The sequence below is a fragment of the Streptomyces sp. NPDC127097 genome, from assembly GCF_042724075.1.
Taxonomy (GTDB): domain Bacteria; phylum Actinomycetota; class Actinomycetes; order Streptomycetales; family Streptomycetaceae; genus Streptomyces.
The window spans coordinates 17,592-30,513 of record NZ_JBHXFI010000025.1 but is presented as its reverse complement, the minus strand read 5'-3'; the positions used below and the strand labels follow the sequence as shown (position 1 = coordinate 30,513).

The 12,922-nt window shown below is 70.7% G+C and carries 11 protein-coding genes; 2 read left to right on the top strand and 9 right to left on the bottom strand.

What is annotated here, in order from left to right; translation table 11 throughout:
• Positions 1-46: 46 nt before the first annotated feature.
• The 6 genes from ACFWJW_RS19970 to ACFWJW_RS19945 form a co-directional block, all read right to left on the bottom strand.
• Complete coding sequence (locus ACFWJW_RS19970) at positions 47-874, bottom strand: shikimate dehydrogenase (protein WP_387242782.1); 828 nt, start codon at positions 872-874, stop codon at positions 47-49.
• Complete coding sequence (gene mltG / locus ACFWJW_RS19965; protein ID WP_387242779.1) at positions 871-2,562, bottom strand: endolytic transglycosylase MltG; 1,692 nt, start codon at positions 2,560-2,562, stop codon at positions 871-873. Before mltG ends, ACFWJW_RS19970 begins: the two co-directional genes overlap by 4 nt.
• 128 nt (positions 2,563-2,690) lie before the next feature.
• A complete protein-coding gene (ruvX, locus tag ACFWJW_RS19960) occupies positions 2,691-3,155 on the bottom strand; it encodes a Holliday junction resolvase RuvX (RefSeq protein ID WP_387242986.1) in 465 nt (154 codons plus the stop codon).
• A gap of 14 nt (positions 3,156-3,169) precedes the next feature.
• Complete coding sequence (alaS, locus tag ACFWJW_RS19955; RefSeq protein WP_387242776.1) at positions 3,170-5,839, bottom strand: alanine--tRNA ligase; 2,670 nt, start codon at positions 5,837-5,839, stop codon at positions 3,170-3,172.
• Positions 5,839-6,183 carry a DUF6167 family protein gene (locus ACFWJW_RS19950; RefSeq protein ID WP_387242773.1) on the bottom strand — a complete coding sequence of 115 codons (345 nt, stop codon included), beginning with the start codon at positions 6,181-6,183 and terminating at the stop codon, positions 5,839-5,841. The genes alaS and ACFWJW_RS19950 overlap by 1 nt, the downstream gene beginning before the upstream one ends.
• A gap of 8 nt (positions 6,184-6,191) precedes the next feature.
• The gene (locus ACFWJW_RS19945) at positions 6,192-6,626 is read right to left on the bottom strand and encodes a DUF948 domain-containing protein (RefSeq protein WP_387242770.1); all 435 of its coding nucleotides are present in this window, start codon (positions 6,624-6,626) and stop codon (positions 6,192-6,194) included.
• 179 nt (positions 6,627-6,805) lie between these two features.
• Here ACFWJW_RS19945 and ACFWJW_RS19940 point away from each other — a divergent pair, with 179 nt between their 5' ends.
• On the top strand, positions 6,806-9,004 hold the full coding sequence (locus ACFWJW_RS19940) for an ATP-binding protein (protein WP_387242767.1): 2,199 nt from the start codon (positions 6,806-6,808) through the stop codon (positions 9,002-9,004).
• Positions 9,005-9,030: 26 nt separating this feature from the next.
• Here the strand turns inward: ACFWJW_RS19940 and rpsD are convergent, their stop codons facing one another.
• Positions 9,031-9,642, bottom strand: coding sequence for a 30S ribosomal protein S4 (gene rpsD / locus ACFWJW_RS19935; protein ID WP_045867327.1), 612 nt, complete (start codon positions 9,640-9,642; stop codon positions 9,031-9,033).
• A gap of 182 nt (positions 9,643-9,824) precedes the next feature.
• On the opposite strand from rpsD, the gene ACFWJW_RS19930 reads away from it, so the two are divergent.
• Positions 9,825-10,577, top strand: a complete 753-nt coding sequence (locus ACFWJW_RS19930; RefSeq protein WP_387242983.1) for a DUF2470 domain-containing protein — start codon at positions 9,825-9,827, stop codon at positions 10,575-10,577.
• A gap of 25 nt (positions 10,578-10,602) precedes the next feature.
• Here the strand turns inward: ACFWJW_RS19930 and ACFWJW_RS19925 are convergent, their stop codons facing one another.
• Both ACFWJW_RS19925 and ACFWJW_RS19920 read right to left on the bottom strand, forming a co-directional pair.
• Positions 10,603-11,973: a replication-associated recombination protein A gene (locus tag ACFWJW_RS19925; protein ID WP_387242763.1), complete on the bottom strand. Its 1,371-nt coding sequence runs from the start codon at positions 11,971-11,973 to the stop codon at positions 10,603-10,605.
• 87 nt (positions 11,974-12,060) lie between these two features.
• The gene (locus tag ACFWJW_RS19920) at positions 12,061-12,702 is read right to left on the bottom strand and encodes a vitamin K epoxide reductase family protein (protein WP_387242760.1); all 642 of its coding nucleotides are present in this window, start codon (positions 12,700-12,702) and stop codon (positions 12,061-12,063) included.
• Positions 12,703-12,922 lie beyond the last annotated feature (220 nt).

Genomic DNA, 12,922 nt, shown 5'->3' with positions numbered 1-12,922 from the left:
CGGGGACGTACGGGACGGACCGGGCGGAAGGGCCCGGTGCGGAGGGTCAGCGGGCGGTGAGCGCCGCCTCGCCCGCCGTGCGCATCGCGGCCAGCGGCGCCGGGGAGCACCCCGTCATCCGCTCCACCTGGAGCACGGCCTGGTGGACCAGGAGGTCGAGGCCGCCGACCACGGCGCCGCCGCGGTCGGACCAGGCCGTGGCCAGCGCCGTCGGCCAGGGCTCGTAGAGGACGTCGAAGAGCGTGCCGGGCCGGTCGGGGACCGCGGCGGCGAGCGCGTCGGTGGTCCCCGCCGGGGTGGTGGCGATGGTCAACGGCGCCTCGAAGGCCGCGGCGGCGTCCTCCCAGGCGGCGGTGCGGACCGTGACCCCGAGCCGCTCGCCCCAGCCGCGCATCTCGTCGGCGCGCGCCGCGCTGCGGACGTACGCGGTGACCTCGCCGGTGCAGATCCGGGCGAGCGCGGCGAGCGCGGAGGAGGCGGTGGCCCCGGCCCCCAGGACCGACGCCCGCTCGATCTGCTCCACCCCGCGCTCACGCAGCGCGGCGAGCATGCCGGGGATGTCGGTGTTGTCGCCCACGCTCCGGCCGCCCTCGGTGAAGACCACCGTATTGACGGCCTCAACGGACGCCGCGACCTCACTGACCTCGTCGAGCAGCGGAATGACCACGCGCTTGAGCGGCATGGTCAGCGACAGACCCGCCCACTCGGGGCCGAGCTTCTCAAGAAAACCGGGCAATGCCGCCTCGTCGACCTCATAGCGGTCGTACGCCCAGTTCTCCAGCCCCAGTTCCGCATACGCGGCACGGTGCAGAACCGGGGAGAGGGAGTGGGCGATCGGGGAGCCGAGTACCGCAGCCCGACGGGTGGTGCTCATTGCTTGGCTTTCTCTTGTTCCTTGAGGTAAATGCGGCGGTTGCGTTCGTGCTCTTCGTTCGTCTCGGCGAACAGCGTCTTTTCCGGATTGATCGAGACGAAGTAGTACCAGTTGCCCTTGGTCGGGTGGATCGCCGACTTCAGCGCCTCTTCACCCGGGTTACCGATCGGCCCCGGCGGCAGTCCCTTGAACTTGTAGGTGTTGTAGGGATCGTTGAAGTTCCGCAGGTCGTCGACGGATCCGGTGTCGAGCGTGCTCTGGGACCTGGCGTAGTTCACCGTCGAGTCGAAATCGAGCAGACCGTAGGTCTCGGTGTTGTTCGGCTTGAGACGGTTGTAAACGACCCGTGCGACCCGGTCGAAGTCGTGCTTGTACTTGCCCTCGGCCTGCGTGAGGCTGGCAACGGTGAGCAGCTGCGTCGGCGAATCGAGGTGCAGCTTCCGCGCATTCCCCTCCAGGTCGTACTTCCCATAGACCTGATTCGCCCGCGCCACCATCTGCTTCAGGACCGCCGCCGGCTTCGTGTTCTCCCCCACGCTATACGTCGACGGATAAAGGAACCCCTCCAGCGGGTCCTTTATCTTCGCGGAGTTGTTGGCCCACGAGGGCAGGCCGAGGTTCTTGGTCTCGGTCTTGGCGATGCCCTTGGTCGTGCCGGTCTTGAGGTGGAGCTTTTTGTCGATGAGTTTGTAGACGTCGCCGGAGCGCAGCCCTTCACGGATCGTGAGGCCGTTGCGGCTCTTGGGGTCCACCATCAGCTCGACGGCCGAGGCCGCGGACATGTGCTTGCGCAGGGAATATGTCCCGGGCTGAAGGATTTTGTCCTTCTTGCTGTCGACGGCCGCCTCGGAGAACGCGTCGGCGCTCTTGACCACGCCGGCCTTCTTGAGGGCCAGACCCATCTGAAGGATCGTGGAGTCCTCCGGGACGTCGACCTGGACCTCGCCGGTTCCTTCGCCCTCGTAGTCGGGGGCCGAACCGAAGTGGCTCATGATGAAGTCATAGCCGAAATAGCCGACGACGCCGACGGCTCCGGCGAAGAACACCGTGACGACCAGGCAGGTCCGGCCGCTGTGCCGTTTGTTCTTCTTGTTCTTCTTGCCGCGGCGCTCGCGGCCGCCGCGGCCCTCCTCGCGCGGGTCGTGGTCGTCGCGGTCGTCGTCATCGCCGTGGTCCGCGAAGAACGCGTGCTCCGGCTCCGGCTCGCGCGGCTCCGGCTCGGCCCGCCAGTCGTCGCCGGCCGCGGTGCCCTCGTCGTAGTAGGGCTCCCGCTGCTGGGGGTGCGGCGGCTGCTGGTACTGCTGTTGCTGCTGCATCTCCTGCTGGGGGTGCTGGGCCTGCATTCCCTGCTGGGCCTGCATTCCCTGCTGGGCCTGCTGCCGGGGCTGCGGCGGATAGCTCTCGGGTGCCGCGTAGTAGTCGGGGCTCGCCCCGCCGTACGGGTCGGCCGACGGCTGCTGCCCGTAGGGGTCGTACGGGTCGTAGGGCACCTGCCCGCCCTGCGTCCCGTCCCACCCGCCGTTGTAGTGCTGCTGGGCATACGGGTCAGCCTGCTGCTGGGGATACCGGTGGGCCTGCTGTCCGTCCCACTGAGGCTGCTGCTCCTGACCTCTGGAGGAACCGTCTCCGTAGAGCGGGTCCTCGGGATGCCACGGTTCGGAGCCATAGCCCCGGCCATACTCGGTCATCGATCCCCTAGAGCCGAGAGGCGGTGCACTCCGGCCTGGCAGTGCGCTTGCTGAAACCCGGTCCGCCTCTACTTGCACGCGCGGCTGTTCGAACGCCGCACATCGCGCGGAACGTTACCGTACCGCGATCAGATGACCACTTCGACGCTCTCGCCCGGAGGTTCCCCGGAGACGCGTTCGGTCTCCAGCGCGCTCTGAAGGATCACCACCGCGGCGGCCTGGTCGACCACCGAGCGGCCCTTCTTGCTCCGGACCCCGGAGGCCCGCAGGCCCTGGGTGGCGGTGACCGTCGACATCCGCTCGTCGACCAGCCGGACCCCTACGGGGGCGATGTTCCGGGCCATCTCCTGGGCGAAGGCCCGGACCTTGGCCGCGGCCGGCCCCTCTCCCCCACTGAGGGAGCGGGGCAGGCCGACCACGACTTCGAGCGGCTCGTACTCCTCGACGATCGCCCTGAGCCGACGATGTGCTGACGGAACGTCACGTCCCGGCACGGTCTCGACGGGGGTGGCGAGGACCCCGTCGGGGTCGCACGAGGCGACCCCGATACGGGCATCCCCGACATCCACGGCGATACGCCGGCCGCGTCGCATCTCACTCACGCGCGTCAGGCCGCCTCGGCGACGAGGCGCTCGACGGCCTCGATGGCCTCGGGCACCGCGGCGGGGTTCTGACCGCCGCCCTGGGCGACGTCCGGCTTGCCGCCGCCACCGCCGCCGAGCGTCTTGGCGGCCGTACGGACCAGGTCACCGGCCTTGATGCCGCGCTCGCGGGCGGCCTCGTTGGTGGCGATGACCGTCACCGGGCGACCGTTGGCGACGGAGAACAGGGCCACCACGGCGGGGCGGTCGCCCTGGATCCGGCCGCGCACGTCGAGGACGAGCTTGCGCAGGTCGTCGGCGGAGGTGCCGTCCGGGACCTGGCCGGAGGCGAGGGCGACACCGCGGACGTCCTTGGCGCCCTCGGCCAGCCCGGCGGCGGCCTGGAGCACCTTCTCGGCGCGGAACTTCTCGATCTCCTTCTCGGCGTCCTTCAGCTTGGCCAGGACACCGGAGATCTTCTCGGGCAGCTCCTCGGGGCGGCCCTTGACCAGCTCGGTGAGCTGGGAGACGACGGTGTGCTCGCGGGCCAGGAACCGGTAGGCGTCCACGCCGACCAGGGCCTCGACCCGGCGCACACCGGAGCCGATGGACGACTCGCCGAGCAGCTTCACCAGGCCCAGCTGAGCGGTGTTGTGGACGTGGGTTCCGCCGCACAGCTCCTTGGAGAAGTCGCCGATGGTGACGACCCGGACACGGTCGCCGTACTTCTCACCGAATTCGGCGATGGCGCCCTGCTTCTTGGCGTCCTCCATGCTCATGACCTCGGCGTGCACATCGAGCTCACGGGCGAGGACGTCGTTGATCTTCTGCTCGACGTCGGTCAGCACCGTGCCGGGCACGGCGGCCGGCGAGCCGAAGTCGAAGCGGAAGCGGCCCGGGGAGTTCTCCGAGCCGGCCTGCGCGGCCGTCGGGCCGAGGGCGTCGCGCAGCGCCTGGTGGGTGAGGTGGGTGGCGCTGTGGGCACGGGCGATGGCGCGCCGGCGGCTGACGTCGATGGTGGCGTACGCGGCCGAGCCGAGCACCACCTCGCCGACCTGGACGACGCCCTTGTGGACCGTCACACCGGGCACCGGCTGCTGGACGTCACGGACCTCTACGACGGCGCCGGAGTCCAGCTTGATCCGGCCGGTGTCGGCGAGCTGGCCGCCGCCCTCGGCGTAGAAGGGGGTGCGGTCCAGGACGACCTCGACCTCGTCGCCCTCGTGGGCGGCGGGGGCCGGGGCGCCGTTGACCAGGAGGCCGACGATGGCGGACTCGCCCTCGGTGGCGCTGTAGCCGGTGAACTCCGTGCTGCCGGACTTGTCGGCGACCTCACGGTAGGCGGACAGGTCGGCGTGGCCGCTCTTCTTGGCCTGGGCGTCGGCCTTGGCGCGGTCCCGCTGTTCCTTCATCAGGCGGCGGAAGCCGTCCTCGTCCACCGAAAGGCCCTGCTCGGCGGCCATTTCGAGGGTGAGGTCGATCGGGAAGCCCCAGGTGTCGTGGAGCAGGAACGCCTTGTCGCCGGGCAGCACCGCGGAGCCGGCGGCCTTGGTGTCCGTGACGGCGGTGTCGAGGATGTTGGTGCCGGCCTTCAGCGTCTTGACGAAGGCGGCCTCCTCGGCGAGGGCGACCGTCTCGATCCGGCGGCGGTCCTCCAGCAGCTCCGGGTACTGCTGGCCCATGGTCTTGATGACCACGTCCAGCAGCTCACCGATGACCAGCCCGCTCGCGCCGAGCAGCCGCATGTTGCGGATGGCGCGGCGCATGATGCGGCGCAGGACGTAGCCACGGCCCTCGTTGCCGGGGGTGACGCCGTCGCCGATGAGCATCGTGGACGTACGGATGTGGTCGGCGACGACGCGGAGCGAGACATCGGTGGCGTCGGAGTCGCCGTAGCGCACCCCGGAGAGCTCGGTGGCCTTGTCGATGACGACGCGCAGGGTGTCCGTCTCGTACATGTTCGGGACGTCCTGGAGGATCATCGCCAGGCGCTCGAGGCCGAGGCCGGTGTCGATGTTCTTGCTGGGCAGGTCGCCGAGGATCTCGAAGTCCTCCTTGCCGGTGCCCGCGCCCCGCTCGTACTGCATGAAGACCAGGTTCCAGATCTCCACATACCGCTCGTCGTTGACGGCCGGGCCGCCCTCGACACCGAACTCCGGACCGCGGTCGTAGTTGATCTCGGAGCACGGGCCGCAGGGGCCCGGGACGCCCATGGACCAGTAGTTCTCCTTCTTGCCCAGGCGCTGGATGCGCTCCTTGGGCACCCCGATGACCTCGTGCCAGATGCGCTCGGCCTCGTCGTCGTCCAGGTAGACGGTGATCCAGAGCTTTTCCGGGTCGAGGCCGTAGGCGCCGTCGGCCTGGGAGCCGGTCAGCAGCTCCCAGGCGTACTTGATGGCGCCTTCCTTGAAGTAGTCGCCGAAGGAGAAGTTGCCGCACATCTGGAAGAACGTGCCGTGCCGGGTGGTCTTGCCGACCTCTTCGATGTCCGGCGTACGGACGCACTTCTGCACGCTGGTGGCGCGCGGGGCGGGCGGCTTGACCTCACCGAGGAAGTACGGCTTGAAGGGGACCATGCCCGCGTTGACGAGCAGCAGCGTCGGGTCGTCCGCGATGAGCGACGCCGACGGCACGACGGTGTGCCCGCGCTCCTCGAAGAAGCGCAGCCAGCGGCGGCGGATTTCAGCCGACTCCATCAGTGGTCCTCTTTTCCAGTCGGTCCGGTCAGACCGGTGTGTCCGGTTGTTCTCGTGGTTCGGTACTGCGGTTCGAGCACCGCACGGCGCGGCGCCGGCAGCTCGCGCACCCCGTTCGGCTCACCGAGCCCCAGGGCGTCGTGCAGCTGCTCTTCACGGTCCGCCATTCCGGTGCGTACGTCCAATGCAAATTGGCGCAGCCGGTGTCCGGTCTCGACGGCCTTGTCCGCGGCCTGTGCGGCGAGGCTGTCGGGCTGGAGCTTGCGCAGCTTGCGGTGGACCTTGTTGGTGGCCCACACGCCGGCGGCGGCGCCGGTGGTGAACCAGAATGCGCGGCGGAACATCGCTGTGATCAGTCCTTGGAGCGACGGTTGCGGCGCCCGCCGCGGCGGGCGCCGGGCAGGATACGGCCGGGGACGACGGTGCGCTTCGGCTCCGGTTCGCCCTTCTTGCCGATCGCGCGGCGCACGCCGTAGCCGAACGCCGCCACCTTGACCAGCGGGCCGCCGAAGGCGGAGGACACGGTCGAGGAGAGCGCGGAGGCGTTGGCGGTGACCTCTTGGACGTCGGCGGCGATGGCATCGACGCGGGCCAGCTGGGTGTGCGCGGAGCGGACCGTTGCGGAGGCGTCGGCGAGGAGCGGCACGGCCTTGTCGGACACCTCGGCCACCATCTTGGTGGTCGCCTTGAGCGTCTGTGCGAGCCTCACCAGCACGAGGGCGAGGAACGACACAAGGATCGCCCAGAAGACGGCCACGAGGATCCCGGCCACCTCTCCACCGGACACGTTGGCACCACTCTCCGACTGGTTTGGTCTGGTTCTCGTCCTGCTCGAACGGCAACCTTGACCTTATCGCGCCGTGACTGTCCGTCCGTACCCCGTTCCCGGTCACCCGGGGTGGCCGCCGGGGGAATCCCGCGGCGTGATTGTACGGTCCGCATCCTGCCGAGTACGCTCCGTGTGCCATGCGACGCCTCACGCGCCCCGGTCCCCTCTCCCGCCCTTCCCCCGAGCGTCTGCGGGCACCGGGCAGGCCGGGGAACCTGCCCGCGGAACTCAACCGCTTCGTCGGCCGCGACGACGAACTGGCCGCGCTGGCACGGCAGCTGGAATCGGCCCGGCTGGTGACGCTCACCGGCCTCGGCGGCATCGGGAAGTCACGTCTCGCCCGCCATGCCGCAGCGATCTTGCAGGATCGCTTCTGCGATGGGGTGTGGCTGGTCGAACTCGCGTCCCTGCGCGAACCGCACCTCCTGGACCACGCCGTCGCCGAGGCGCTGGGGCCGGCCGACCACGGCGGCCGCCCGGTGCGCGCCGCGCTCTGTGACCACCTCGCCGGCCGGGAACTGCTGCTCGTCCTGGACGGCTACGAGCATCTGGTCGACGCCTGCGCCGAGCTGACCGCGGAGCTGCTGCGCCGCGCCCCGGGGCTGCGGGTGCTGGCCGCCGGACGACGGCCGCTCGGGCTCACCGGCGAGCAGAACATGGCGCTGGCGCCGCTGAACACCGCCGATGCGACCGCCCTGTTCGCCGACCGGGCGGCGGCGGTGCTCGGCGCCTTCACCGTCGAGGAGGCCAACGAGGCCGCGGTCACCGAGCTCTGTGCGCGGCTCGACGGGATTCCGCTCGCGCTGGAGCTGGCCGCCGGGCGGCTGCGCGCACTCTCCGTCGACCAGGTGCTCCAGCGGCTCGACGACCGCTTCCGGCTGCTGACCGGCACCGGCCGCGGTGCCCTGCCGCGCCACCAGACGCTGCGTACCGCGATCGGCTGGAGCCATGAGCTGTGTACGCCCGGGGAGCGGCTGCTGTGGGCGCGGCTGTCGGTCTTCGCCGGGCAGTTCGACCTGGAGGCGGTGGAGTACGTCTGCTCAGGACCGGAGCTGCCGGCCGACGAACTCCTCGATGTCATCGCGGAGTTGGTCGCCCAGTCGGTGCTGGTGCGGGAGGAGACCGCGGCCGGGGTGCGCTACCGGATGCTGGACACCGTACGGGCCTACGGCGCGGACTGGCTGGCGGCGACGCACGACGGTGACCGGCTGCGGCGCCGGCACCGCGACTGGTACCTGGGGCTGGCCACCTGGTGCGAACTGGACTGGTTCAGCTCCCGGCAGGCCGAGATCGCGGCCCGGATCGAGGCCGAGCTGCCCAATCTGCGGGTGGCGCTGGAGAAGAGCCTGGAGTGCCCCGCCGATACCCATCTGGGCCAGTATCTGGCGGGCACCCTGTGGTTCTACTGGGTGGGCTGCGGCCGGCTCTCCGAGGGCCGGCACTGGCTGGACCGGGCCCTGGAGCTGGAGAGCGACCACGACGACGCACGGCTGAAGGCGCTGTGGGTGACCGGCTATGTCGCGGTGCTCCAGGGGGACACCATCGGTGCGCTGGGGGCACTACAGGAGTGCCGGGACGAGGCCGAGCGGACCGGCAACGCCACCGCGGCCGCCTACGCGCTGCACCGCACCGGCTGTCTGGCGCTGGTCTGCGACGACATGCCGCGCGCCGAGGAGCTGCTGCGCGGAGCGCTGCGGCGCTACCGGGAGATCGGCGAGCTCAACGGCACCGTGCTGCTGGCGCAGGTCGAGCTGGCGATGGCGGTGGCCTTCCGGGGCGAGCCGGCGGACGCGGTGCGGCTGTGCGAGGACGTGGTGGAGGTGTGTACGGAGCACGGGGAGCGCTGGACGCGGGCGTACGCCCAGTTCGTGCTGGGGTACGCGGCCTGGTCGCGGGGCGAGGGCGAGCGGGCCCGGGCCCTGCTGGAGGAGTCGCTGGCCGTCCATCACGCCTTCCACGACCTGCTGGGCGTGGTGCTGGCGCTCGAACTGCTGGCGATGGTCACGCTCGGCGAGGGGGACGCGGAGGCGGCGGCGGTGCTCCAGGGCGCCGCGGGGCGGATCTGGCCGTCGGTGGGGCTGCCGCTGTTCGGCTCGCGCCACTTCCGCCGGCCGCATGTGCTGTGCGAGGAACAGGCGCGGCAGCGGCTGGGGGCCGAGCGCTACGAGCGCGCCCTGCGCAGGGGCGAGCTCCTCGGCCTGGACGCGGCGGTGGCCCGGGGGCTGCGGACCGAGGGTCCGGCGCCCGCCCGGCCCTGGACGGTGCGGATCACGCCGCCGGGCACGAGCGAGCCCGCCGCCTCCCCCTCCGCGAGCGGCGGGGAGACGGCGGGCTGAGCGTGGTGCTGCGCCTGCGGTGGTGCTTAGCGGGCGTAGTACTCGACGACGAGCTGCTCGTCGCAGATCACCGGGATCTCCTTGCGGTTCGGGTCCCGGTCGAGGCGGAACGCCAGAGCCTGGAGGTTGACCTCGAGGTAGCGCGGGGTCTCGCCGTCGGGGGCGTAGCCACCCTCACGCGCGACCTGGAAGGGGTGCTTCTCGCGGCTGCGCTCGCGGACCATCACGACGTCGCCGGGGCGGACGCGGAAGGACGGCTTGTCGACCTTGCGGTCGTTCACCGAGATGTGGCCGTGGACGACCATCTGGCGAGCCTGGTAGATCGTGCGGGCGATGCCCGAACGCAGGACGAGCGCGTCCAGACGGCGCTCAAGCTCGATGATCAGCGCTTCGCCGGTCTTGCCTTCGACCTTCCGAGCGCGGTCGTAGGCACGCGCCATCTGGCGCTCGCTGATGTCGTACTGCGCACGCAGACGCTGCTTCTCGAGCAGACGGACCTTGTAGTCACTGGTCTGCTTGCGGCCACGGCCGTGCTCGCCGGGCGGGTAGGGACGGGCCTCGAAGTACTTGACGGCCTTCGGCGTCAGCGCGATGCCGAGCGCGCGGGACTTCTTGACCTTGGGACGCGACTGGTTCACGTGGAACGGACCTCCGTGTAAGTTAGGTGAGGCTTACCTTAGCGCGAGGAGAACGCATGTTTCGACCTGGGATCCCCCTGCCCAGTGCACACCGCACCGAGGCGGGTCAGCCGCGTCCCGTGGAAGGCGCCCAGCAGCCCACTGCCGCCGAGCGCATACGAACCCTCGTCGAGTCCAATGGTATGGCGTCTCTGAGCATCCCCGGTGTCGAGGATCCCGACGAGACCGGTCTCTCGGCACCGGTCTGCCGGACCGTGACACCCGACGGAGACGTGCTGTTGCTGGTTTCCGGGGACTCCGCGGCGGCTCGGGCGGCGGCACACGCGCAGGACGACGACCTCACAGCCGTGATGGAGATCACGGATGTCGCGCCCGTTTCCGTGCCCCATCGCATCCGCGGACGGGCCTGGGTGGCCGGCTGGCTCACCCCCGTCCGCAATGCGCAGCGGGCCGAGGCGGCGCTGCTGCTCGCCGAGCGGCACCCGGTGGGCGAGCTGCTCGGCATCGGCGAGGCACTTCAGCCGGACCCCGCACCGGGGCTGTACGGGCGGAGCGCCTGGATGATGCTGCGCCTGGAGGTCGGCGAGGGCGCGGTGGACGATCTGTGGGGCACCGAGTCCGTCGAACCGGACGACTTCGCCCACGCGGCCGCCGATCCGCTGGTCGCCCACGAGGCGGAGCTGCTCCAGCATCTGCACGCCGCGCACAGCGAGCAGGTACGCGGGCTGTGCGCCCTGCTCGGCGACCGCGAGGGCGGCTGCGGGCTGCGCGGCCGGGCCGTACCGGTGGGCCTGGACCGCTTCGGGCTGCGGGTCCGCTTCACCGACGCCAGGCAGCACATCTTCGACGCGCGGTTCGACTTCCCCGAGCCCGTGCGGGACGTGGCGGACCTGCGGCGGGCGATGCATCTGCTCTTCGAGGCGGCGGCGGAGTAGTCCGGCGGCGCCGCCCCGCGGAGGGCTACTCGGCGGCGCTCTCACCGGAGTCGGCGCGCAGACGCGTCCGCACCCGCTCGACGACATCGGCGTAGCGCGCCTCCGCACCATGGCGGGTGGGCGCGTAGTACCGCTTGCCGTGCACCTCGTCCGGCGCGTACTGCTGGGCCGCGATACCGCCCGGCAGGTCGTGCGGATACTGATAGCCCTGGCCGTGGCCGAGCTTCTGAGCGCCCTTGTAGTGGCTGTCGCGCAGATGCGGCGGCACCGCTCCCGCCTGACCGGCCCGGACGTCCGCCAGGGCGGCGTCGATGGCCAGATACGCGGCGTTCGACTTCGGCGCCAGGGCGAGCGCGATGGTGGCCTGGCTCAGCGTGATCCGCGCCTCGGGGAAGCCGATCATCGCCACGGCCTGGGCGGCGGCGACCGCGGTCGGCAGGGCCGTGGGGTCGGCCAGGCCGATGTCCTCGCTCGCCGAGATCATCAGCCGGCGGGCGATGAACCGCGGGTCCTCCCCCGCCTCGATCATGCGCGCCAGATAATGCAGCGCGGCGTCGACGTCCGAGCCCCGGATGGACTTGATCAGCGCGCTGGCGACGTCGTAGTGCTGATCGCCGTCCCGGTCGTACTTCACCGCCGCCCGGTCGACGGACTCCTCCAGCGTCTGGAGGGTGATCTCCTTCTCGCCCTTGGCCAGCGCGGAACCGGCACCGGCCTCCAGGGCCGTCAGCGCACGCCGGGCATCGCCGCCGGCGATCCGCAGCAGATGCCCCTCGGTGTCCTCGGGCAGGGTCACCGCGCCCGCCAGCCCGCGCGCATCGGTCAGCGCACGCCGCAGCAGCCCGCGCAGATCGTCGTCCGTGAGGGGTTCGAGGGTCAGCAGCAGGGAGCGGGACAGCAGCGGCGAGATCACCGAGAAATACGGGTTCTCGGTCGTCGCGGCGATCAGGGTGACCCAGCGGTTCTCCACGGCGGGCAGCAGGGAATCCTGCTGGGCCTTGCTGAAGCGGTGGATCTCGTCGAGGAAGAGGACGGTCTCCTTGCCATAGCCGCCCGAGGCCCGCCGCGCACCGTCGATGACCGCGCGGACCTCCTTGACGCCCGCCGTGATCGCCGAGAGCTCCACGAAGCGCTTGTTCGTCGCCTGGCTGACGACATACGCCAGGGTCGTCTTGCCGATACCGGGCGGCCCCCACAGGAACACCGAGGACGGGCCCGCAGGCCCGCCGTTGCCCTCACCCACCAGCCTGCGCAGCGGCGAGCCCGGCTTGAGCAGATGCTGCTGGCCCACGACTTCGTCGAGGGTGCGCGGGCGCATCCGGACGGCGAGCGGGGACCCCGCGGGGTCCTTCTCCTGGCGGTCTTCGGCAGCGGCGGTGAACAGGTCGGGCTCCACGATCACGAGCCTAAGCCACCCCACTGACAACGCCCCGGCCGCCGTCATGGACGGGGCCGGGGCGCGGACAACGCGGCGGGCGGGACCTCAGATCAGGCTGCTCCAGTACGACCACCACTTGGTGAGGATCAGCAGCGCGATCACGCCGTACCAGAGCACCGGCACGACCCAGTGGAACTCCAGCACGGTCCGGCGCAGCCCCGCGGGGGCCGGGATGATGCCGTGCTTGATGTTGTGCACGGTGGTGTACCAGAACATCAGGATGGTGACCATCCAGGTCAGCGTGCACCACAGGCAGAGCGAGTTGATCACGTACAGCGACTGGGACATCAGCCACATGCAGAAGACCGTGCCGAGCAGCGTGCCGATGTTCAGCCCGATCCAGTACCAGCGGCGGAAGCGGCCGCCGGCCAGCAGGGCCATGCCGATCGCGACAACCGCGCCGAAGGCGACCAGCCCGGCGACCGGGTTCGGGAAGCCGAAGACCTCCGCCTGCTTGCTCTGCATGATGTTGCCGCAGGAGATGATCGGGTTGAGGCTACAGGCCGGCTTGTAGTGCGGGTCCTTCAGCAGCTCGAACTTGTCCAGGGTGATGACCCAGGCCGCCAGCAGACCCAGCGCGCCGGTGATCACCAGGAGCAGGGCGTATCCGCGACCCGAGCCGATGGTGCCCGGGCCGCTCGCGCGGTCGTCGTCGGTGGACACGTCGTCAAGCGCTGTCGTCGTCATATCGCCGTTCCGTCGATCCCTGGGAGTCGGGGCTGAGCGCGGGCCCGAGAGTGGCCACGCCGTTCATTCTGCCCCAACTCCACCATGACCCACTGTGCGATGAGCATAAAGAAGAGGCGCCCGCACACAGCGTTCTCTCAGCATTCGCGGGGCCACCGCCCCGTCTGCCGCCCGCACGCTGCCCTCCGCCACCGGTGCGGCCGCGCCGGAAACCCTTCGC